This window comes from Mycobacterium sp. 852013-51886_SCH5428379 (genome assembly GCF_001665575.1).
GTDB lineage: Bacteria > Actinomycetota > Actinomycetes > Mycobacteriales > Mycobacteriaceae > Mycobacterium.
The window spans coordinates 63172-84620 of record NZ_LZSU01000023.1 but is presented as its reverse complement, the minus strand read 5'-3'; the positions used below and the strand labels follow the sequence as shown (position 1 = coordinate 84620).

Below are 21449 nucleotides of genomic sequence, written 5' to 3'. Positions count from 1 at the left end.
AGATGTGTATAAGAGACGGCCGGATGGATCGCGCAAAATTCGACCGGCTCTTCGACATGTCCGGCCGCACCGTCGTCGTGACGGGCGGCACCCGCGGGATCGGCCTCGCCCTCGCCGAGGGCTATGTGCTGGCCGGTGCGCGCGTGGTGGTGGCCAGCCGTAAGGCCGACGCCTGCGAGCGCGCCGCCGAACACCTACGCGCACTGGGCGGCTCGGCGATCGGGGTGCCGACCCACCTCGGGGACATCGACTCGCTGGCCGCGTTGGTCGCGGCGGCTGTCGACGAGTTCGGCGGCATCGATGTGCTGGTGAACAACGCTGCCAACGCGCTCGCCCAACCGCTCGGCGAGATGACCCCGGACGCGTGGGCCAAGTCCTACGACGTCAACCTCCGCGGACCGGTGTTCCTTGTGCAGCACGCGCTGCCGCACCTCAAGGCCAGCGCGAACGCCGCGGTGCTGAACACGGTGTCGGTCGGCGCCTTCAACTTCGCGCCGAACGTGTCGATGTACGCCGCGGGCAAGGCCGCGCTGTTGTCGTTCACCCGGTCGATGGCCGCGGCGTATGCGCCCTACGGCATCCGGGTCAACGCACTGGCTCCCGGCCCCGTCGACACCGACATGATGCGCAACAACCCGCAGGAGGCCATCGACGCGATGGCCGGTGCCACGTTGCAGAAACGGCTGGCTTCACCGGACGAAATGGTCGGGGCCGCACTGCTTCTCACCTCCGACGCGGGCAGCTACCTGACCGGTCAGGCGATCATCGTGGACGGCGGCGGAACGCCTCGCTAGCCTCCTGGATGCCGCCGCCGGCCGACGCCAGGATCTGGCTGCGGTTCTCCAGGTGCAGCGCCTGTTCCAGGCTGCCCGCCTCGAGATTGGCCCACAGCACCTGTTTGGTCGATTCGACGCCGAATTTCCCGTAGCCGCACAGTGTTTCGGCGACGGCTAGCGCCTCGTCCACCACGTTGTCGCAGATGCGGGAGACCAGGCCGAGGCGCAACGCCTCCTCGGCGTCGACGGTGCGGGCGGTGAGGATCAGGTCGAACGCGTGTCCCGCCCCGATGATCCGGGGCAACGTGTAGCTCACGCCGATGTCGGCGCCGCCGATACCGAGCTTGATGAACTGGGTGCAGAACCGCGCGGTGGGCGCTGCCAGCCGGATGTCGCTCACGGCGGCGATGGCGAAGCCGCCGCCGTAGGCGGGGCCGTTGACAGCGGCGATCACCGGCTGGCGCAACCGGTGCAGTCGCACGGTGAGCTCGGCGATCCGCTCCTGCCATCGCATCCCCGACCGGGGGAATTCGGTGCCGCCCCCGGCCTGCGGCGGGTTGGGATCGCTGAGGTCCAGACCCGAGCAGAACCCGCGGCCTGCGCCGGTGAGCACCACGACCCGGCACTCGTTGTTCGCGCCGATGTCGCCGATCGCGGCGTGGAAGGCCTCGACCAGGTCGTAGGACAGCGCGTTGAGTTTGTCGGGGCGATCGAGCGTCACCAGGGCGATGTCGGGCCGCGGAAAGCTGAGGTCCAGCGTCATGGCGTCACGGTATCCGTTCGGTTCGGGGTGACTGCCCCGGGCCGCCGACGTAGGCCTTGACCGCCGTCGGCCCCCGTGTTCAGGTGTGCCCATGCGCATCGTTCCCAGTGTTGTCCTCGCCGTGCCGGCAGCCCTCCTCATCGCCGCTCCGGTCGCCGCCGCGCAGCCGGCCGTGCCCTCGGCCGATCAGCTGACCGCGCAACTGCAGCGGGCGCTGAACACCTCGCTGAGCGACGAGGCGCGCGCCGCCGAACTCGAGGGCGGCCTGGCCGCAGTGCCGACGGCCAACAACATCGCCTCGGTCATGGACCGCTACAGCTCGATGATGTCCTGGAAAGTGCAGAACCCGGTGGCCGCGGGCGACCGCGTCAACGCCCAGCTGGCGGTCAGCATCCCGGTGATGGGCACCCGCACCCACGACATCTACTGGATCGACCAGGACGGTTCCTGGAAGCTCAGCAACGTCTCGGGCTGCGTGATCGCCCGCGACGCCGCCGGCACGGAGTGCACCGTCTGATCAACGCCCGAACCGGCTAGAGCGAGCTGCGCCAACCCGTCACACCGACGACGATCATGCGCAGCTGCTTGACGGCCGTGCGTTTGATGTCGTCGAGCGCGGCCGCGTCGCCGCTGTCCACGGTGCTGTCGACGGCCTCGGCGATCGAGATCATCGCGTTGACGATGAGGCTGGCCAGGATGTTGAGATCCTCGCCGCTCCAGGTGTTCAAGCCGGGAAAGCGGGCGAGGTCGATCGCCAGTTCCGAAGTGATGAGCCGGATCTCGGTGCGAATCGCATAGCGCAGCACCGTCACCCCGCTGTTTCGTTCTCGGCCGATGAACCGCCAGTGTTCACGACGTTGATTGACACCCTCGATGAGCATGTCGACCGACGACTCGATGACCCGGCTGGGGTCGAGCTTGCCCGCACGGGCGCCGCGCAGCATGTCGCGCAGCGCACGGAACGACTCGTCGATCAGGACCAGGCCGAGTGCCTCCATCGACTCGAAGTGCCGATAGAACGCCGCGGGCGCGATGCCCGCCTCGCGGGTGACTTCACGCAGGCTCAGCGCTGCGAAGCTGCGCTCCTCGAGCAGGGACAGCGCGGCACTCACGATTGCCCGCCGGGTCACCTCTTTGCGTTCTTCGCGCGAGGGGCTCTCGCGGGACCGCGATCGCCCCGACCTGCCCGTACGTGAACTGGGCGTACGACTGTTCACGGTGTGAAAGCTACCACAATCAGGTCCGACTCTCTTGACGCGGCGGCGTGTATGCACGCACGGTGTACACATGTTCACTCAAACGCGTACCCGAACACTGCGGGAGCGTGTGATGCGCTCGCCGCTGGTGGATCTACTGACCGGACCCCACGGTGTGGACCGGTACACCGAGCTCGTCGAGCCGACATGGACGCTCGGCGAGGCCCGCGCCACCGTGATGACGGTGCGCCGTACGACGCCGCGCAGCGTCACCCTGACCCTGAAACCGAATCGCGCGTTCACCGGACTGCGGGCCGGCCAGCACGTGAATCTGAGCCTCGAGATCGACGGTCGCCGGCGCACCCGCAGCTACTCGCCCGCCAACGCCGAGGGTGCACCGCTGCTCGAGCTGACCATCGGCCGCCATGACGGCGGCCTGGTCTCGACCCATCTCTGCGAGCACGCTCGACCCGGGATGGTCGTCGGCCTGGACTCCGTGGGCGGCGACTTCACCCTCCCCGCCCAACGCCCCGACAAGATCCTGTTCGTCTCCGGCGGGAGTGGCATCACCCCGGTGCTGTCGATGCTGCGCACGCTGCGCGCCGAGGGCCACGCCGGGCAGGTCGCCTTCGTCCACTACGCCCGCAGCGCCGACGAGGCCTGCTACCGCGACGAGCTCGCGAGCATGACGGACGTACGCGTCCTGCACGGCTACACCCGCGAGACGAACGGGACGGATCTGACGGGCCGGTTCGATGCGGGCCACCTCGATGCCGCCATGTCGGACGCCGACTCGGTATTCGTCTGTGGACCGCCCGCGTTGGTCGAAGCGGTGCGTGCGCTGCGCCCCGACGCGCGGGCGGAGAGCTTCGTACCGCCGACGTTCGATCTGTCGGGCGAGACATCCGGTGTCCGCGTGAGCTTCGCCGACAGCGGGGTCGAGATCACCGACGACGGTCGCCCCCTGCTGGAGCAGGCGGAGACCGCCGGCCTGAACCCCGAGAGCGGATGCCGGATGGGCATCTGCCACAGCTGCACGCGCCGCAAGACCCGCGGCGCGGTCAAGAACCTGATCACCGGCGCAGTTTCCGATGCCGAGGAAGAGGACGTGCAGATCTGCGTGTCCGTCCCCGTCGGCGACGTCGACATCGCGCTCTAGGAAAGGAATCCGACATGACCAGCACCGTGACCGACCCCACCCGCAGGACCCTCGAGAAGACCGTGGCCGGGCGCACCGTCCGGCTCACCCCGGAGCAGACCGAGGCGTTCGGCCGCGAACTCGACGAGTTGCGAGACCGCGTGATCGCCGACCTCGGCGAGCGCGACACCACCTACATCCGCAACGTCATCAAGGCCCAGCGGGCCCTCGAGGTGGGCGGGCGCGCATTGCTCTTCGGCGGCGTCTTCCCGCCGTTCTGGCTCGCCGGAACCGCGATGCTCGGCTGCGCGAAGATCCTCGACAACATGGAGATCGGCCACAACGTCATGCACGGCCAGTACGACTGGACCGGCGATCCGGCGTTGTCCTCCAAGAAGTTCGAATGGGACACCGCCTGCCCGGCCGACCAGTGGCGGCATTCGCACAACTACATGCACCACACCTACACCAACATCGTCGGCATGGACCGCGACATCGGCTACGGCATCCTGCGGATGAGCGAGGACCAGCGCTGGCGGCCGTACTTCCTGGGCAACCCGGTGTACGCGTTCTTGCTGATGGTGCTGTTCCAGTACGGGGTGGCGCTGCACGAACTGGAGACCGAGCGCATCCGCGCCGGCGAGATCAGCATCGCTGACAAGAAGGAGATCCTCGCGGGCATCTGGCAGAAGACCAAGCGCCAGACCCTCAAGGACTACGTCGCATTTCCGCTGCTGGCCGGTCCGTTCGCACCGTGGGTGTTCGCGGGCAACCTGACCGCGAACCTGATGCGCAATGTGTGGTCCTACATGATCATCTTCTGCGGACACTTCCCGGAAGACGTGCAGGAGTTTTCGATCGAGGAGACCAAGGCCGAGACCCGCGGACAGTGGTACTTCCGCCAGATCCTCGGCTCGGCGAACCTCACGGGTGGGAGACTGTTTCACATTCTGAGCGGCAACCTGTCGTTCCAGATCGAGCACCATCTGTTCCCCGACATCCCGGCCCACCGGCACGCCGAGATCGCTCCCGAGGTGCGAGACATCTGCCGTCGCTACGGGCTGCCCTACAACACGGGCCCGCTGCCGAGGCAGTTCGCGACGGTGGTCCGCAAGATCGTCAAGCTGGCGTTGCCTCAGCGCTGACAGTTCGGGCACCAGTAGGAGACCCGGTCGCCGCTGTCGTCGCGTCGAATCGGCGTGCCGCAGCGGCGACAGGGCTTCCCCACCCGGCCATAGACCCAGAGGTCGCGGCCGGGTCTGGTGTCTCCGGTGGTGGTGCGATTCCAGCGGGACCGGTTGAGCCACAACATGTCCCGGGCGCGTTGCGCAACCCGCAGCGGGTCCACGACGGCGCTGACCGGGGTGGTGGGCAGGTGCCCGAACACGAAGCACAGTTCGTTGGCGTACACATTGCCGATGCCGGCCATGATCCGCTGGTCGAGCAGCGCCTCGGATACCGGTCGGTCCGGATCGGCCATCAGGTTGGCGGCCGCGACCCGCGGTTCCCAGTCATCGCCGAGCAGATCGGGTCCGAGGTGCTCGACGGCCTCCATGTCCTTGTCCCGTTCGAGCACTTCCAGGACACCGAGGTCGATCCCCGCGGCCTGTACCGCATCGGCGCCCGCACCGGCCTCGAGGATGATCCGGATCCGGTGGCCGGCACGGCTCGGTCGGGACAGCGGGTTGACCTTCCAGCTGCCCTCCATCTTGAGGTGCGAGTGGATGCTGGCCGCGCCGACGCGGATGAACAGGTGCTTACCGCGGCTGAGCACCTCGTCGACGACCTCGCCACTCAGGTCCACCGCCGCGAACCGGGGGACGCGAACGTCGCAGCGGGTCAGTGTCTTGCCGAGCAGTCCGTCGCGCAGTGCGGTCGCGGTGCGGTAGACGGTGTCGCCTTCGGGCATCCGGCCATTCTTCCCGTCAGCGCAGCCGGAGCCCGCGGGGCGTCCGGGTGAACCCTGCGCCGGTCAGGGCTTCGTGCACACTGGCCCGCACGCCGTCGGCGCCCGGCTCCAGCACCGACACGCCGTTCACCTTCTCCACCAGCAGTGCCTGCACCCGCCCGCCCGACACCAGATCCGCCAGCGCAACGCCCGCGGCGGCGTTGGCCTCGGCGTCGTCGGTGAAGCTCAGCAGGGACCGCCCGCCGCGTTCGAGGAACCACGCCAGTTCACCGTCGACCAGTGCCACCAGCGCACCGGCCTTGCGCCCCGGCCGATGGGTGGCCCCGTCCTCGTCGACGGCGCGCGTCGGCCAGGGCAGCGCTGCGCCATAGGGATTGGCGGGGTCGGCCGCGGCGAGCACGATTGCGCGGTACTCCCGGCGCTCCGGATCCACCTCGTCGAGATAGGTGCGCAGCCGGTCGACCGTGGAGGCCACGGCGAACTGCGCCCCGCCCAGCGATTCCACGAAATAGCCGCGTTGGCAGCGGCCGGTGTCCTCGAAGGCCGTCAGCACCTTGTAGAGCATCGCGAACCCGCCGGGCACGCCCTCCGCCGCGACCGCCCCCTTGGTGAGCACGCCGTAGCGGCTCAGCAGCAGTTCGGCGGTGAAATGGGCGCGCACCGTGGAGTCCGGTTCGGCGGTGGGCAGCGCCGACCAGCGGCCCGCGACGGTCGGGTCGGTGGTCCTGGTCTGGGCGTGCGCGACGCTGTAACTGCTCAACCGCGGTGCGCGCTGCCGTTGGCGGTGCGCGGGCGCCCCCCGTCTGCCGGTCGACCGCCGGCTACCCGACAGCATCGCCCGTACCGGCGCGAACGTGTCACCGGTGACCCACCCGGCCCAGATCAACTCCCAGAGTGCGGTTTTGAACGTCTCGGTCTCGCCGGTCGCGAGCTGACGGAAGAAGTAGGCACCGCCCCCGCCGAGCGCTTCGGTGATGGCGCGGTGGGCGTCGGTGAAGTCGAGTTCGGTGGGCGCGGTCATCGTCAGCGGCGCGGAGTCGGCGTGGTGGAAGACGATCCACCCGTCCCCGCCGCCGATGGGTCCCGCCCCGGACCAGATCACCTCGCCGCTGGCCAGCAGCTCGTCGAGCATGGCGGGCTGGTAGTCGCGCACCCGCTGGGACAGCACCAGCGGCTCGACCGCCGAGGCCGGGATCGGCACCCCGGCCAGCTGATCGATCACCGCGGCCAGTCCGTCCACCCCGGCCGTATGCGCTGAGCCGACCTGCTGCCAGGACGGTAGGAACCGCGCATAGGCGGCCGGGCTGACCGGTTCGACCTGGGCGCGCAGCGCGGCCAGTGAACGTCGGCGCAGGATCTTGAGAACGTCGGCGTCGCACCATTGTTCGCCGGCGGCGTCACCGGTGGGTCGGTCGGTGAACTCGCCGCGCACCAGCCGGCCGTCGACGGCCAGCCGGCCCAGCACGTCGGCCGTCACCCGCAGACCCAGTCCGAAGCGGGCCGCGACATCGCCGGTCGTGAACGGCCCGTGGGTGCGGGCGTACCGGCCGATGAGCTCTCCGAGCGGATCGGCCACCGATTCGAGGAACGACATCGGGACACCGACCGGAACCGCGATGCCGACGCCGTCGCGCAGCAGCCCGACGTCCTCGATCGGCGCCCACAAGGTATGGCCGGCGTACGACACCGTCAGTACGCGTTTGGCGGCGAGCAGGCCCTCCAGCCAGCCGCCGACCTCCCGCGTGGTGGCGCGCTCGGCGATCTCCTCGGCGGTGAGCGGGCCCAGTAGACGCAGCAGGTCGGCCACGCCTTCGGCGTCGCGGGCCTGCCGGTCCTCGGTGAGGTGCTGGAGCTGACGGGAGGTGGCCGCGATGACGTCGGGGTCGAGGAGTTCGCGCAGTTCGACGCGGCCGAGCAGCTCGGCGAGCAGCACCGTGTCCAGCGAGAGCGCGGCCGCGCGCCGCTCGGCCAGCGGGCTGTCGCCCTCGTACATGAACGCCCCGACGTACCCGAACAGCAGCGACGCGGCGAACGGGGACGGGGTCGCGGTCTCCACCTCGACGAGCCGCAGCCGACGCTGAGCCACCCGCCCCATCAACTCAACCAGCGCCGGCACGTCGTACACGTCCTGCAGGCATTCCCGCACGGCTTCCAAGACGATCGGAAAGTCCGGGTACTTGCGGGCGACGTCGAGCAGCTGGGCCGCGCGCTGCCGCTGATGCCACAGCGGCGACCGCTTGCCCGGGCTGCGCCGTGGCAGCAGCAGCGCCCGGGCCGCGCATTCCCGGAACCGGGACGCGAACAGCGCCGACCCGCCGACCTCCGCGGTGACGATCGGCTCGATCTCCTCGGCGTCGAACACGAACAGCTCGGCGCTTGGGGGCGGTGTTCCGGCGTCGGACCAGGTATCGGGCAGCCGCACGATGATGCCGTCGTCGGAGGCGGTGGGCTTCTCGTCGATGCCGTACCGTTCGCGCAGCCGTCGGCCGACCGCCAGGGCCAGCGGCCCGTGCACCCGCAGGCCGTAGGGGGAGTGCAGGATGACCCGCCAGTCGCCGAGTTCGTCGCGGAACCGCTCGACGACGAACGTGGTGTCGGTCGGGACCGTGCCGGTGGCCTCGCGCTGATCGTCAAGCAGCCGTTTGAGGTTATCGGTTGCGTAGTCGTTGAAACCCATTGTGGCGCAGCGTTGCTCGAATGCATCGGTGGCGAGCCCCGCGAGCTCCCCGGTGAACCTGCCCACCGCCGCGCCCAGCTCGGCCGGTCTGCCGACACCGTCGCCCCGCCAGAACGGCAACCGCGCGGGCTGCCCCGGCGCGGGGATGACGAGCACCCGGTCGTGGGTGATCTCGGTGATGCGCCAGCTGGTGGCGCCCAGGGAGATGACGTCGCCGGGACGCGACTCGTAGACCATCTCCTCGTCGAGTTCGCCGACGCGCGACGGGGTGTCGTTGTCGGTGGCCAGGTAGACGGTGAACAACCCGCGGTCCGGGATGGCGCCGCCGGAGGTGACTGCCAGCCGCTGCGCTCCGGGCCTGCCGGTCAGTGTCCCGGTGTCGCGGTCGTAGACCAATCGCGGCCGCAGTTCGGCGAACTCGGTGGACGGATACTTGCCCGACAGCAGGTCGAGTGTCGCCTCGAAGGCGCTGCGCGGCAACGTCGCAAACGGTGCGCAGCGGCGGACGGCGTCGAACCAGCGGTCGGCGTCGAGCGGTTCGAGCGCCGCGGCGGCGACGGTGTGCTGTGCCAGCACGTCGAGTGGATTGGCGGGCACGGTCATGGTCTCGATCTGGCCTTCGAGCATGCGCTGCACGGTGACCGCGCAGCCGATCAGATCGGTGCGGTGCTTGGGGAACAGCACCCCCTGGGACACCTCGCCGACCTGATGGCCGGCGCGGCCGACGCGCTGCAGACCGCTGGCCACCGACGGCGGCGCCTCGACCTGGATGACCAGATCGACCGCGCCCATGTCGATCCCCAGCTCGAGGCTCGACGTCGCGACCACCGCCTTGAGCCGGCCGCTCTTGAGATCGTCCTCGACGATCGCCCGCTGCTCCTTGCTCACCGAGCCGTGGTGCGCCTTGGCCAGCAGCGGCGCGGCGCCCAGCGACACCCCGCTGCCCATCAGCTGGGCCGGCGCGCCGCCACCTACCCGGTCGTTGTGCTCGGCGGGGGTGTCCACCCCCAATCGTTCGGCGTGGATCTCGTTGAGCCGTGAGGTCAGGCGCTCCGCGAGGCGGCGCGAGTTGGCGAACACGATGGAGCTGTTGTGGTTCTCGACGAGATCGACGATCTGCTCTTCGACATCGGGCCAGATCGTGTTGTTCTCGAGGTCGGCCATATCCGGCACCGGCACCTGCACCGCGAGGTCGAACGTCTTCGCCGCGGGCGGGGCGACGATGGTGGTCGGCGCGTGCCCGGACAGGAACCGGGCCACCTCCTCGGCCGGCCGCACGGTCGCCGACAGCCCGATGCGCTGCGCGGGCCGCTCCAGCAGCTGGTCGAGCCGTTCCAGCGACAGCGCGAGATGCGCCCCGCGCTTGGTCGCGGCAACCGCGTGCACCTCGTCGACGATCACCGTCTGCACCTCGGCGAGCGTGTCGCGGGCGGCGGACGTCAGCATCAGGAACAGCGACTCCGGGGTGGTGATCAGGACGTCCGGGGGGTTCGTCAGCATCGCGCGCCGCTGCGCCGGGGTGGTGTCTCCGGAGCGGACGCCGACACTGATGGCCGGTGCGGTCTGTCCGTGCCGCTCGGCGACGCGGGCGATACCGGTCAGCGGGGTGCGCAGGTTGCGCTCGACGTCGACGGCCAGGGCTTTGAGCGGCGACACATACAGCACCCGGGTACCAGGCCTGGGCCGGCCCTCGGAAGGTGCGAGCTCATCGGAGGCCAGCCGGTCGATCGCCCAGAGAAACGCCGCCAGCGTCTTACCCGATCCGGTCGGGGCGATGACCAGCGTGTTGTCGCCGTCGGCAATGGCCGACCACGCCTGCGCCTGGGCGGGAGTGGGCTCGACGAAAGTGCCCGCGAACCATTCCCGGGTCAGCGGACTGAACCGGGACATCGAATCCGTGGACGCCGGAGCACGAGCCATCACTCCATGATGGCCGCACCCACCGACAAGTCGGCATCGCAGCGTTGCGCCGGGGGCGAACGTAAGGTCCTGGTCATGTTTCCGGCGCTGCCGCATCCACCCCGGCGGATCCCGATCCTCGGCGACATCTTCGGGTTCCAGGCGGAGACGCCCACGCAGTCGGTCGCCAAACTCGCCCGTCTCGGACCCATCGTCGAATTCTGCGTCCTGGGCGCCCGCTACGTCGTCGCGCTCGGTGCCGAGGCGGTCATCGACCTCAACGACGAGTCCCGGTTCTGCAAGTACGTCGGCCCCGACATCGCGGCGTTGCGCATCATCGGCGGCGACGGGCTGTTTACCGCCTACAACGACGAGCCGAACTGGGCCAAGGCGCACCACCTGCTCATGCCCGCGTTCAGTCAGGCCGCGATGCGCCGGTATCACGACGAGATGCTCGACGTCACCGCCCTACTCCTCGACCGCTGGGACGACCGCGCCCGGACCGGGGCATCGGTCGAGGTATCCAGCGAGGCGACCAGGGCGACCCTGGAAACCATCGGCCGGTGCGCGGCGGGCTACTCGTTCGGCAGCTTCGACAACTCCGCCGGCTCAGCAGACGCAGCCACCCCGCCCTTCGTCGAGCACATGGTGTCCGGACTCAAGGGCGCCGACCGTGTGGGCTCGATGCGCCACACGTTCCTGCCCGAATTCTTCGCCCGATGGGCCGAGCGCCGCGTGCGCCGCGACGCCGAGTACATGCATGCGGTCGCCGACGACATCGTCGCCCGGCGGCGCGCCGAAGGCCCCGGCGGGCGGAACGATCTGCTCGACATCATGTTGGAGTCGGACCTCGATGCGGCGAATATTCGGTACCAGCTGTTGAACTTCCTCGTCGCCGGCCACGAGACCACCGCGGGCGCAACGTCGTTCGCGCTTTACTACCTGTCTCGGCATCCGGAGGTCGTCGCCACCGCCCGCGAGGAGATCGACCGCGTCTGGGGTGATCATGACCGGCCCGGCTTCGAGCTCATTCCGAAACTGCGTTACGTCCGCCGGGTGCTCGACGAGGCGCTCCGCCTGCAGCCGACGGTCCCGGGGTACTACCGCGCTGCTCGCCGCGACACGGTGCTGGCCGGGATCCATCCGATGCGCGAGGGCGACTGGGTGCTGGCGCTGACCGCGTCCCTGCACCGCGACCCGCGGTGGGGCGACGACCCTGACTCCTTCGATCCGGACCGGTTCGCGCCCGAACGCGTCCGCGCGCGGCCGGCGGGACTGTACAAACCATTCGGGACCGGCGAGAGGTCCTGCATCGGAAGGCAATTCGCGCTGCACGAGGGGGTGCTGCTGTTGGCCGCGCTGATCCGCCGATACGACTTCATCGGTGATCCGGACTATCGGCTGCAGGTCCAGGAGCGGTTGACGATGATGCCGCGCGACTTCCGGCTCACGCTGCGCCGCCGCTAATGCCGCAACGACCGCTGGTAGCGGCGCATCCCGTCGATCCAGCGGTCGTGGTCGGTGATCTTTCCGATCGCCATGTCCCGCACCTCGGGGTGGGGCAGCACGAGGAATCCGCCGTCGGCGACGGCCGCCACGGTCAGATCCGCGACCTGTTGCGCGGTGACCACCGCGCCGGCACTGACGACGGAGTCGGCGGCGACTCGCGCTGTGGCGTCGTCGGATTCGCGGATCGCGGTGAGCAGCGGGGTGTCCACGCCCATCGGGCACACGCACGTCACCCCGATGCCGTCGTCGCCGTAGGTGACCGCAAGCCATTCGGCGAATCCGACCGCCGCGTGTTTGGTGACCGCGTAGCCCGCCGCACCGATCTGCGTCAACAGCCCCGCGGCGGAGGCCACCGCAACGAAGTGGCCGCTACCGCGCTGCTGCCAGCCGGGCACCAGCAGCGTCGCCGCCCGGACGTGGGCGCGCAGGTTGACCTCGAGGATGCGGTCCCAATCCGCCTCGCTGCCCAGCCCGGCTCCGCCGATGATGCCGGCGTTGGCGACGAAGACGTCGACCGGACCGAATTCGCGGTCGGCCGTGGCGATCATGGCCTCCAGGTCGGGCGTCGACGCGGCGTCGACCCGCAGGGCGCGCACCTGGCCGCCGGCGTCCGCGATGCTTCGCGCGGTCTGGTCGAGGCCCGCGGTGTCGATGTCGCCGAGCACCACCCGGGCGCCCGCAGCCGTGAACGCCGCCGCCAGCGCCCGCCCGATCCCCGATGCGGCGCCGGTGACGGCCACGACGCTGTTGTCGATCTGCATACGGACAGATCCTGCCCTATCCGAAGTGGACGCCCTGGGCCAGCGGCAGTTCGGTCGAGTAGTTGACGGTGTTGGTGGCGCGCCGCATGTAGGCCTTCCAGGCGTCCGAGCCGGATTCGCGGCCTCCGCCGGTCTGTTTCTCCCCGCCGAAGGCGCCGCCGATCTCGGCGCCGGAGGTACCGATGTTGACGTTGGCGATGCCGCAGTCGGAGCCGTCGGCGGCCAGGAAGCGCTCCGCCTCCCGGATGTCGAGGGTGAAGATCGCCGACGACAGCCCCTGCGGCACCGCGTTGTTCAGCGCGATGGCCTCATCGAGGTCGTCGTAGGTCAGGACGTAGAGGATCGGGGCGAAGGTCTCCTCGTGCACCACGGCTGTCTGCGTGGGCATCCGGACCACCGCGGGGGTGACGTAGAACGACGTGTCCCCGCTCGCACCGTCGTGCACGTGCCGGTCGCCGCCGAAGACCTCACCGCCGTCGGCGCGGGCCCGTTCGAGCGCGCCGACCATGTCGCGGTAGGCGGCCTCGTGGATCAGCGGGCCGACCAGGGTGCCGTCCGCGGACGGATCCCCGACAGGCAGTTGGCGATAGGCGGCGACGATGCGCTCGACCAGCTCGTCGGCCACCGCGCGGTGCACGATCAGACGCCGCATCGTCGTGCAGCGCTGTCCGGCGGTACCGGCGGCGGAGAACACGATGGCCCGGACGGCGAGGTCAAGATCCGCCGACGGTGTGACGACGGCGGCGTTGTTGCCGCCGAGTTCGAGCAGCGCTTTGCCGAAACGCTCGGCGACCCGCGGACCGACCTGCCGGCCCATTCGCACCGAACCCGTCGCCGACAGCAGCGCCACCCGCGGATCGTCGACGAGGGTCTCGCCGACGTCGCGGCCGCCCTGCACCAGCCGGCTGACCCCGCGCGGTGCGCCCACGTCGTCGGCGGCCCGTTCGATCAGCGCCTGGCAGGCGACCGCGGTGAGGGGGGTCAGTTCGGACGGCTTCCACACCACGGTGTCCCCGCACACGAGCGCGATCGCGGTGTTCCACGACCACACCGCCACGGGGAAGTTGAAGGCGGTGATGACGCCGACGACACCGAGCGGGTGCCAGGTCTCCATCAACCGGTGGCCGGGGCGCTCGGAGGCGATGGTGCGGCCGTAGAGCTGCCGCGACAATCCGACGGCGAACTCGCAGATGTCGATCATCTCCTGCACCTCGCCGAGCGCCTCGGAGGTGATCTTTCCCGCCTCCACGGTGACCAGGGTGGCGAGATCGGCCTTGTGCGCGACGAGGAGCTCACCGAGCCGGGCGACGAGTGCTCCCCGTACGGGTGCCGGTGTGGTGCGCCACGTGGTGAACGCCTCGGCCGCTTCGGCGATGGCGGCGTCGGTCTGGGCGGCGTCGGCCGCCGGGACGGTGAACAGCACTTCCCCGGTGATCGGCGTACTGGCAGGCAGACCGGATGCGCCGGGTTCGCCGAGCCGGACCGTGGCGCCGATGGCGTCCAGGGCGGCGCGGACGCGGCTGCGCAGCGCGTCGGCCGTCGGCAATGCAGCGGTGTCCACTGTGGTTGTGTCGGTGGTCATGTCGTTGCCTCCTTGATGAAGCGGGTGGGGCTACAGTGCCGCCATGGGTGAACCCGACGAGCACCCGCACGCGCCGGTGCCGCTCGATGCGATCGACCGCATCCTGGCGCGTGAGTTGGTGGCGGACGGACGGGCGACGTTGGCGCACCTGGCGGCCGCCGCGGGGCTGTCGGTGTCGGCGGTGCAGTCGCGGGTGCGACGGCTGGAAGCGCGAGGGGTGGTCACCGGATACCAGGCCAGGCTCGCACCCGAAGCGGTGGGACACCAGCTGTCGGCGTTCGTGGCCATCACCCCCCTCGATCCGTCCCAACCCGATGATGCTCCCGCCCGGTTGCAGCACATAGCGGCCATCGAGTCCTGCCATTCGGTGGCCGGTGAAGAGAGCTACATGCTGCTCGTGCGTGTCGGGTCGGCGCGGGCCCTGGAGGACCTCCTGCAGGAGATCCGCACCGCGGCCAACGTCCGTACCCGGAGCACCGTCATCCTACAGACATTTTACGAAGCTCGGCAGTACGTGCCGTAATTATTCCGGTTCACTGGTCGTATCGCGCGATTCCGGCCGGTCAGATGTCAAGGCGTGTCCGACGCCGATGGCGAGGGCGACGGGCCACTCGACCATCTCGATCGCCACCAGGCCGAACAGCGCGCCGTAGAACGCCAGTTGATCCGGCCGGGGGATGGGGACCCGTCCGACGATGGGCAGGTTCATCGCGAAGCGGCCGGCTGCGCGGACATCCTGCGCGACGGCGCGGTGGGACCGCTTACCCGATGTGTCGTCAGCCACCTGCGCGTTACCTTCCGTTCGCCGATTCGTGGCGTGTCCCTCACTGCCTGAACGCTTCAGGCGCCTAGCTTCGCTGCTGTGGGAAGCCTACTTTCCGGCCTTGGTCAGGACGCGTTGCTCGGTGGAGCGGTCCGGGTCCTCACCCCGCCGATCCACGAGATCTACGCCGTTCTGGTGCGGGCGGGCGTCGTCGTCATCGTCGAGGACTGACCCGATCCCGGTGGCCCGCGCGAGCAACGTCGGGGCCACCGCCGAGGCAGCCGTGGCGCCCGCTGCAGCGAGGAACGCCTGACCCCACGCCACCGGACCGACCGGCGTACAGCCGAACAGCTGACTGACGCCCGGTGTGCTGACGATTCCGATCATCGTCGCGAACGTGCCGATGTTGGTGGCCACCACGAGCGGTCCGTGCGAATCGATGAGCGTCTGCAGCATCTGCGTCGACACCAGCCCGATCAGCGCCGCCGTCGCGGCCCGTCGCGGCCTGCCGGTGACGCTGGCCATCAGCCAGGCCGCGGTCGCGCCCGTGGTGGTGGCGGCGCCGCGGATTGCGATCGACCGCCACATCACCGACTCGTCGCGGTCCGCGTCGCCGTTGTCGGTCTGCGGGCTGACGGCGAGCGCGGCGGCGGGCAGCGCATCGGTGAGCATGTTGACCAGCAGCATCTGTCGGGCGTTGAGCACCGAGCGGCCGGTCAGCAGGCTGGTGATGAGGGCGAATGACACTTCTCCCGCATTGCCGCCGAGGAGCACCGACACCGCCGACTGGACGCGGCGCCACAGCTGGTTGCCCTCGTCGATCGCGTCGAGGAGGGCCTCGATGTGCCCGCCGAGCAGCATGACGTCGGCAGCCGTGCGGGCGGGGTCGCTGCCGGCAGACGCGACGCCGATACCCACGCTGGCGGCCCGGATGGCGGCTGCGTCGTTCGCCCCGTCGCCGACCATGGCGGTGACGACGCCGGCCGCCTCGAGCGCCTGCACCACGTCGATCTTGTGCTCTGGCGTCATCCGGGCAAACACGACGCGTTCGGTGACCGCGGTGGTGCGCTCGTCGGCGGACATGATCTCCCACTCGTCGCCGGTCACCACCTGTTCCTGAGTCACGTTGAGACCGAGGTCTCTGGCGACGACCGATGCGGTGACCGGGTGGTCGCCGGTGATGAGCCGTACGCCGATGCCCTTGTCGCCCAGTGCGGTCAGCAGTCGAGCGGCTGCGGGACGCAGGGTGTCGGCCAGGCCCACCGCCCCGACCGGACGTAACTCGCTGCGGCACAGCCGCTCCAACTTCTCGGGATCGTGCGCTGCGGCCTCGGCGGTCGCGGTGTCGACCTCGCGCTCGGCGACCGCGAGCACCCGCAGTCCGTCGGCGGTCATCTCGTCGAACAGCGCCGACAACTCCTCGGCGCCGTCTGCCAACGCGGCGACGATCCGCTCCGGCGCCCCCTTGATGGTCAACCGGGTGCCGGTCAGTGCGGCCGCGAACGGTCGGCCGGACTGGAACGGCAGTACCGCATCCGGCGCCGGTGAATCGCCGCGGTCTGTGGCACGCAGGATGGCATCGTCGGTGGCGTGGTTGGTGCGCTGGCCGTCCTTGACCACGATGGTGCTGGCGGCGGCGGCCAGCACGTCGGCCTCGGTGTGGCCTTCGATCGGCCGTAGTGCCTTGACCTGTAGCCGGTTCTCGCTGAGGGTGCCGGTCTTGTCGAAGCACACCACCTGGACGCGGGCCAGCGCTTCGATCGAGTGCGGGTTGCGGATCAGCACGGACTCACCGGAGAGCCGACGGGCGGCTGCCAGCTGGGCCAAGGTCGCGACGAGCGGCAATCCCTCCGGTACGGCGGCGACGATGACGCCGACGGCGCTGGCGACCGATGCGCGCAGCGGGGTCCGGCGGGCCAGGCTGAGCGCGCCGACCAGGGCGCCACCACCGACGCTCCACGGCAGCGCGCGTCCGGTGATGCGGCGCAGCTGGGCCTGCAGGCCGATGTCGCGGGACTTCAACGGCGCCAACGCCATCGCCCGCCGCATCTCCGAGCCGGCTCCCACCGCGACGACGATGCCGACGCCCGCACCGGCGACGGCCGTCGAACCGGCGTAGAGCATGCAGCCGCGTTCGGCGAGCGGAGCGCCCGGTGCGGGGTCCGTGTCCTTGGCGACGGGCAGCGATTCACCGGTGAGGGAGGATTCGTCGACCTCGAGGTTGACGGCCTCGATCAGCCGCGCGTCGGCGGGCACAACCTCACCGGAGCGGACCTCGATGAGATCGCCGGGCCGCAGCTGGTTCGCGGGCAGCTCCTCCTCGCCGGCACGGTCGCCGATGATCCGGCGCGCCAACGGATCCTGCACCGCCAGCAGCCGGCGCAGGACGCGCTCGGCGTGCAGTTGCTGCTCGGCGGACAGAGCTGCGTTGCCGAGCAGGACGCTGCCGACCAGGGCCGCATCGAACGGGGAGCCCAGTAACGCGCTGGCCATCGCGCCGGTGAGCAGGATCGGGGTCAGCGGGTCGGCCAGGTTGGCCCGCATCTCTCCCACGAAGTCCCGCACGAAGCCCCAGCTGCCGCCGACCGCGTGCCAGAGTATGGGTGGGATCAGATTCCGTTCGGCGCCTTCGGATTTCGTGTCGGGCGGACGCGGCAGCACGCGGGCCACCTCGTCGGCCGGCAGCGCATGCCAGTCGTGTCCGGGATCGGATCTGGGCAGCGGATCGCTGACCACGCGGCGCCCCGCCGCGGCCCCGGACACCAGCCCCGCGATCGCGCCGGCCTGAACCGACACCGAACCCTTGCCCGGCACGCCGGGGATCAACATCAGCGCGCCGAGCGTGGAACTCGACAGCGACAACTCGACGCCTTTGTCGCTCGCCGCGCGGGCGGCGGGCAACGCGTGCAGGATGCGCCACACGCCGGTCAGATCGGAGACCAGCACGTCCGCGCTCCACGGCGGAGGCCTGCCCTCCTCGAATACCCCGACAGTGACGTCCGCGGCATGCGGCGTCGTCATGTCCGCGGTGGTGATCAGCGCGACCGTCGCACCGTCGTCCTTGGCCGCGGCCACCGCCTCGGCCAGCGCGTCGTCGGCGGAGTCACCGACATCATGCAAGTGGTCGAAACCCTGTGCGAGGGAACGAAGTCCGTCGACGGCGAGGGTCACCACGCGGGGCCGGGCGCGGCGCGCCTCGGCGACCACCGCGGCCGCGTAGGGGTCGCGGACGTGACTGACCAGAACTTCCCCCTCGGTGTCGTCGCCGGCACCGGGGATGTCGGAGATCGAGTGCCAGCCCGCCGTCAGGGATCCGTCGGCCAGCGCTGCGCGCGCGGCCTGCCAAGCTCGGCTGCGGTGGGAGTTGGTCAGTCCCCGGATTCGGCTGATCATCAGTTCGTCGGTGTGCAGCGCACGTGGGTCGATCACGACGGTGTCGACGCGATCGAGGGTGCGCAGGGCACGCGGATGCAGGACGACCCCGCCGTGCCGGGATGTCAGCCCGCGGCCGAGCGCACAGCCGAACGCCTCGCGGGTGGTGCGGACGGCTTTGGGTGCGGCGACGGCGGCCGCTTCGGCTGCGATGTTCGGGTTCCCGGAGAGCAGCCCCAGTGCGGCGGCCGCACCGGCGCCGGCGGTGCCGGCACGGTTGGCGAAGCGTTCGGCGCGGCCTTCGCCGGGCCCGACGCGTCGGGTCGGTGGGCGATCGTCGGCTGCATATCTCGCCAGCTCAGGTTCCTTCCGGCGCCAGGCGAGGCGGTCGCCCCAGGCCTCAGCAGCCAGCATTGTTCGCTGCGCGGCCTCCGTGACGGCGGACGCGGGCGAGATCGTGAGCGCCGCGGTGGTGGCGTGGGCGGTCGCCATGATCAGATCCGTGCCGTCGGGTCCCAGCCGGTCGGCCACCATCCGACGCAGCGCGGGGGTGTGGTCGACGATCGTCGCGGGCACCGACACGGCCGAGGGCAGGCCGCGCACCCGCAGGACGGTGCCTGCCACCGATACTCCGAGGCCGGCCATCGCAACGACGGCGCCTGCGGTCCGGGCGACCAACACCGCGTCGTCTCCGGGCAGGTTCATGGCCGGGGTCCGGCGCGCTGCGGCGTGCGCGGAGCGTTCGGCCGTGTCGACGACGCGCAGCAGGTCGGGAAGAGACGGTCCTTCACGGTCGACGGTGACGACGATCCGGGCGACAGTGGAGTTCAGGACGGTTGAGCGCACCCCCGGCAGTTCGTCGACGGCGCGCACGACCGCCGTGGCGATGGCATCGGAGCGCTCACCGCCGAGCCCGCGAACCTCGATCCAGCATCGGTCACCGACGGCCTGGCAGCGGCGGGCGGGTGCGCCGCCGAGGGCTTCCAGCGCGACGGCGGCGGCGGTGCGGGTGAGGGATTCCGCCGCGCGCAGCGGGGCGCTGAGCAGGCCGAGGCCGGGCGGGGTGAACATCCCGTCCTACTACCCGCGAAAGGTTGTGGCCACGCGCGGACGCGCAAGGAATATCTACGATCAAGAGCGTTCTTGGCAGTAAAATATCCGCTATTATGGCCGCATGACCGAACTGCTCGTACGCCCCTCCGGAGCCGTCCCCGAGCCGCGCGATGTCCACGACGTGCTGGCCCGCAGCATCCTGGCCGATGGACTCGACCTGGTCCTCGATCTCGACCGGTCGGCGGGCTCGTATCTCGTCGACGCGCGCACCGGCGACCGGTACCTCGACATGTTCACGTTCTTCGCCTCGTCGGCGTTGGGCATGAACCATCCGGCGCTCGCCGACGACGCGTCGTTCCGGGAGGAACTGGCGGGCGCAGCGGTCAACAAGCCGAGCAACTCCGACGTCTACACGGTGCCGATGGCGCGATTCGTCGACACGTTCGTGCGCGTGCTCGGGGTGCCGACGCTGCCGCACCTGTTCTTCGTCGACGGCGGGGCGCTCGCGGTCGAGAACGCCCTCAAGGTGGCATTCGACTGGAAGAGCCGGCGCAACGAATCCCTGGGTCTGGACCCCGGCCTCGGTTCGCGGGTACTCCATCTCCGTGGCGCGTTCCACGGCCGCAGCGGATACACCCTGTCGCTGACCAACACCGACCCCAACAAGGTCGCGCGTTTCCCCCGGTTCGACTGGCCGCGAATCGACGCACCGTACCTACGGCCGAACGCCGACATTGCGGCAGTCGAGGCCGAATCGCTGAGGCAGGCCAGGGCGGCGTTCGAGGCGCACCCCGACGACATCGCCTGCTTCATCGCCGAACCGATCCAGGGCGAAGGCGGAGATCGGCACTTCCGCCCGCAGTTCTTCGCCGAAATGCGCGCGCTGTGCGACGAGTTCGACGCCCTGCTCGTGTTCGACGAGGTGCAGACCGGGTGCGGGATCACCGGCACACCCTGGGCGTTCCAGCAGCTGGACGTCGAGCCCGATGTGGTGGCGTTCGGCAAGAAAACCCAGGTGTGCGGCGTGATGGCAGGTCGCCGCGTGGACGAGGTGGCCGACAACGTCTTCGCGGTCAGCTCGCGGATCAACTCCACCTGGGGTGGCAACCTCACCGACATGGTGCGGGCGCGCCGGATATTCGAGGTGATCGAGTCCGAGGATCTGCTGTCGAATGCGCAGCGGGCGGGCCGCTATCTGCTGGACCGGCTCGACGGGCTGATGAGCGATTTCCCGGGTCTGGTCCTCGACGTACGCGGCCGTGGCTTGATGTGCGCGTTCAGCCTGCCGTCGTCCGCCGAGCGCGACGCGCTGATCCGCGAACTGTGGCAGCGACGCGTCATCATGCTCGCCAGTGGCGTGGACTCGGTACGGTTCCGGCCCGCGCTGACGGTGGGACGGGCCGACATCGACGCCGCGGTCGACGCGGTGTGCGACGCGCTCACGGCGGTACGCCGGTCGTCAGCCTTCTGATCGTCGACCGCAACCGGGGCAGGTCGGCGCCGCCGACGAGTTCGCACCCGTGGTGTTCGGCGAGCCTGCGTGCCGCCGGGGTGAAGTCGTTGTCGGTGACCACCATCGTCCTGACGCAGTCCTGCATCGACGCGCCGGCGACCACCTCCTGGACGGCGCCGGAACCGACCGGCCGGGACTGCCGTTTGCACTGCACCGCAAGGCGGTTCGGGCGGGTGCCGACGATGATGTCGACGCCCCAGTCGCCGGTGACCGGCGTCATGATCACCGGCACACCGCACGAGCGCGCGATGCCGGCGATGTAGTCCTCGAACTCGGTGCCCGACATCTGCGCCACGGGTTCGGTCGGGGTGGTGGCGCCGGCGATCGCGCCGCGCACGAACCTCGGCGCGGCCAGTGCCAGCAGCGGGGCGGCGACGCCGACAGCGAGGCTGGTCTGGAGTGTGGCGCCGGTGAGGTGCGCGGTCAGACCCGCGGCGACGGCGAGCACGACCAACAGCTTGGTGCGGAAGCTGCTGTGGGTCATGGCCGGATCGTAAGGGCAGCGACCGACAGGTCCGAGCACCCGCCGCGGGCGGTG

General features: G+C 70.2%; 16 protein-coding genes. 7 read left to right on the top strand and 9 right to left on the bottom strand.

Features of this window, described 5'->3' with window-relative positions:
- The first annotated feature begins 23 nt into the window (after nt 1-23).
- Nucleotides 24-794 carry an SDR family NAD(P)-dependent oxidoreductase gene (locus A5757_RS11775; RefSeq protein ID WP_066833529.1) on the top strand — a complete coding sequence of 257 codons (771 nt, stop codon included), beginning with the start codon at nt 24-26 and terminating at the stop codon, nt 792-794.
- Here A5757_RS11775 and A5757_RS11770 read toward each other — a convergent pair.
- Nucleotides 763-1539: an enoyl-CoA hydratase/isomerase family protein gene (locus A5757_RS11770; RefSeq protein WP_066833526.1), complete on the bottom strand. Its 777-nt coding sequence runs from the start codon at nt 1537-1539 to the stop codon at nt 763-765. The two genes, A5757_RS11775 and A5757_RS11770, sit on opposite strands and share 32 nt — an antisense overlap.
- Nucleotides 1540-1630: 91 nt before the next feature.
- On the opposite strand from A5757_RS11770, the gene A5757_RS11765 reads away from it, so the two are divergent.
- A complete protein-coding gene (locus tag A5757_RS11765) occupies nt 1631-2056 on the top strand; it encodes a hypothetical protein (RefSeq protein ID WP_066833523.1) in 426 nt (141 codons plus the stop codon).
- 16 nt (nt 2057-2072) lie between these two features.
- Here the strand turns inward: A5757_RS11765 and A5757_RS11760 are convergent, their stop codons facing one another.
- Nucleotides 2073-2756 (bottom strand): TetR family transcriptional regulator, encoded by a 684-nt coding sequence (locus tag A5757_RS11760; RefSeq protein ID WP_066833521.1) that lies wholly within the window; start codon nt 2754-2756, stop codon nt 2073-2075.
- Between the two features lie 70 nt (nt 2757-2826).
- Here A5757_RS11760 and A5757_RS11755 point away from each other — a divergent pair, with 70 nt between their 5' ends.
- Nucleotides 2827-3894 (top strand): ferredoxin reductase, encoded by a 1068-nt coding sequence (locus A5757_RS11755; protein ID WP_066833518.1) that lies wholly within the window; start codon nt 2827-2829, stop codon nt 3892-3894.
- A gap of 14 nt (nt 3895-3908) precedes the next feature.
- Nucleotides 3909-5018, top strand: a complete 1110-nt coding sequence (locus A5757_RS11750; RefSeq protein ID WP_066833515.1) for an acyl-CoA desaturase — start codon at nt 3909-3911, stop codon at nt 5016-5018.
- Here the strand turns inward: A5757_RS11750 and nei2 are convergent.
- A complete protein-coding gene (gene nei2 / locus A5757_RS11745) occupies nt 5009-5782 on the bottom strand; it encodes an endonuclease VIII Nei2 (RefSeq protein ID WP_066833512.1) in 774 nt (257 codons plus the stop codon). The two genes, A5757_RS11750 and nei2, sit on opposite strands and share 10 nt — an antisense overlap.
- Before the next feature lie 16 nt (nt 5783-5798).
- On the bottom strand, nt 5799-10349 hold the full coding sequence (locus A5757_RS11740) for an ATP-dependent helicase (protein ID WP_369815935.1): 4551 nt from the start codon (nt 10347-10349) through the stop codon (nt 5799-5801).
- A 105-nt stretch (nt 10350-10454) separates the two neighbouring features.
- On the opposite strand from A5757_RS11740, the gene A5757_RS11735 reads away from it, so the two are divergent.
- Nucleotides 10455-11825 (top strand): cytochrome P450, encoded by a 1371-nt coding sequence (locus A5757_RS11735; protein ID WP_066833586.1) that lies wholly within the window; start codon nt 10455-10457, stop codon nt 11823-11825.
- Here the strand turns inward: A5757_RS11735 and A5757_RS11730 are convergent.
- Complete coding sequence (locus tag A5757_RS11730; RefSeq protein ID WP_066833507.1) at nt 11822-12628, bottom strand: SDR family oxidoreductase; 807 nt, start codon at nt 12626-12628, stop codon at nt 11822-11824. The two genes, A5757_RS11735 and A5757_RS11730, sit on opposite strands and share 4 nt — an antisense overlap.
- Nucleotides 12629-12644: 16 nt before the next feature.
- Nucleotides 12645-14210 (bottom strand): aldehyde dehydrogenase family protein, encoded by a 1566-nt coding sequence (locus A5757_RS11725; protein WP_066833505.1) that lies wholly within the window; start codon nt 14208-14210, stop codon nt 12645-12647.
- A 43-nt stretch (nt 14211-14253) separates the two neighbouring features.
- On the opposite strand from A5757_RS11725, the gene A5757_RS11720 reads away from it, so the two are divergent.
- A complete protein-coding gene (locus A5757_RS11720) occupies nt 14254-14733 on the top strand; it encodes an Lrp/AsnC family transcriptional regulator (protein WP_066833504.1) in 480 nt (159 codons plus the stop codon).
- Here the strand turns inward: A5757_RS11720 and A5757_RS11715 are convergent, their stop codons facing one another.
- Entirely contained in the window at nt 14734-14994 is a 261-nt protein-coding gene (locus A5757_RS11715) for a hypothetical protein (protein WP_066833502.1), read from the bottom strand.
- Between the two features lie 87 nt (nt 14995-15081).
- Nucleotides 15082-19416: a cation-translocating P-type ATPase gene (locus A5757_RS11710; protein WP_066833500.1), complete on the bottom strand. Its 4335-nt coding sequence runs from the start codon at nt 19414-19416 to the stop codon at nt 15082-15084.
- Nucleotides 19417-19519: 103 nt separating this feature from the next.
- Between A5757_RS11710 and lat the strand changes: the two genes are divergently transcribed.
- Complete coding sequence (lat, locus tag A5757_RS11705) at nt 19520-20869, top strand: L-lysine 6-transaminase (protein WP_066833497.1); 1350 nt, start codon at nt 19520-19522, stop codon at nt 20867-20869.
- Here the strand turns inward: lat and A5757_RS11700 are convergent.
- Nucleotides 20838-21395 (bottom strand): restriction endonuclease, encoded by a 558-nt coding sequence (locus A5757_RS11700; RefSeq protein ID WP_066833494.1) that lies wholly within the window; start codon nt 21393-21395, stop codon nt 20838-20840. The two genes, lat and A5757_RS11700, sit on opposite strands and share 32 nt — an antisense overlap.
- Nucleotides 21396-21449: the final 54 nt, after the last annotated feature.

Excerpts from the sequence above, each read along its gene's own strand:
- A5757_RS11775 (WP_066833529.1), top strand. The coding sequence starts at position 24 with ATGGATCGCGCAAAATTCGACCGGCTCTTCGACATGTCCGGCCGCACC.
- A5757_RS11770 (WP_066833526.1), bottom strand. The coding sequence starts at position 1,539 with ATGACGCTGGACCTCAGCTTTCCGCGGCCCGACATCGCCCTGGTGACG.
- A5757_RS11765 (WP_066833523.1), top strand. The coding sequence starts at position 1,631 with ATGCGCATCGTTCCCAGTGTTGTCCTCGCCGTGCCGGCAGCCCTCCTC.
- A5757_RS11755 (WP_066833518.1), top strand. The coding sequence starts at position 2,827 with ATGTTCACTCAAACGCGTACCCGAACACTGCGGGAGCGTGTGATGCGC.
- A5757_RS11750 (WP_066833515.1), top strand. The coding sequence starts at position 3,909 with ATGACCAGCACCGTGACCGACCCCACCCGCAGGACCCTCGAGAAGACC.
- nei2 (WP_066833512.1), bottom strand. The coding sequence starts at position 5,782 with ATGCCCGAAGGCGACACCGTCTACCGCACCGCGACCGCACTGCGCGAC.
- A5757_RS11740 (WP_369815935.1), bottom strand. The coding sequence starts at position 10,349 with ATGTCCCGGTTCAGTCCGCTGACCCGGGAATGGTTCGCGGGCACTTTC.
- A5757_RS11735 (WP_066833586.1), top strand. The coding sequence starts at position 10,455 with ATGTTTCCGGCGCTGCCGCATCCACCCCGGCGGATCCCGATCCTCGGC.
- A5757_RS11730 (WP_066833507.1), bottom strand. The coding sequence starts at position 12,628 with ATGCAGATCGACAACAGCGTCGTGGCCGTCACCGGCGCCGCATCGGGG.
- A5757_RS11725 (WP_066833505.1), bottom strand. The coding sequence starts at position 14,210 with ATGACCACCGACACAACCACAGTGGACACCGCTGCATTGCCGACGGCC.
- A5757_RS11720 (WP_066833504.1), top strand. The coding sequence starts at position 14,254 with ATGGGTGAACCCGACGAGCACCCGCACGCGCCGGTGCCGCTCGATGCG.
- A5757_RS11710 (WP_066833500.1), bottom strand. The coding sequence starts at position 19,416 with ATGTTCACCCCGCCCGGCCTCGGCCTGCTCAGCGCCCCGCTGCGCGCG.
- lat (WP_066833497.1), top strand. The coding sequence starts at position 19,520 with ATGACCGAACTGCTCGTACGCCCCTCCGGAGCCGTCCCCGAGCCGCGC.
- A5757_RS11700 (WP_066833494.1), bottom strand. The coding sequence starts at position 21,395 with ATGACCCACAGCAGCTTCCGCACCAAGCTGTTGGTCGTGCTCGCCGTC.